We start from the raw sequence: 263 nt of genomic DNA on the forward strand, positions 1-263 counted from the left end.
CGTTCAAAGGAACACATGATCGAGGGGATTGGACTAGTGATCACTTCAGAAGAAGGGGTGATCGAAAACAATAATCGATTCACTCATTGGACACCAAATGTATTTCGCTATGGAACGTATGCTGATGAAGCCAGAATGTTTACAAAAGGTCATTCTGAGGACAATTTGCGTCAAATCAATACTTTCTTTGGTTCTGTTGCAAAGTTTTAAATAAAGAATAAAATCCCTTACGGTATCTATGATTTAAGCTGGGATTCCCAATA

1 pseudogene is annotated in these 263 nt (G+C 37.6%); it reads left to right on the top strand.

Annotated elements, in window-relative coordinates:
• Positions 1-189, top strand: a pseudogene (locus ACI3E5_RS17675) (primase C-terminal domain-containing protein); the annotation flags it as partial.
• Positions 190-263: the final 74 nt, after the last annotated feature.

This window comes from Candidatus Enterococcus avicola (genome assembly GCF_047470845.1).
Lineage (GTDB): Bacteria > Bacillota > Bacilli > Lactobacillales > Enterococcaceae > Enterococcus_D > Enterococcus_D casseliflavus.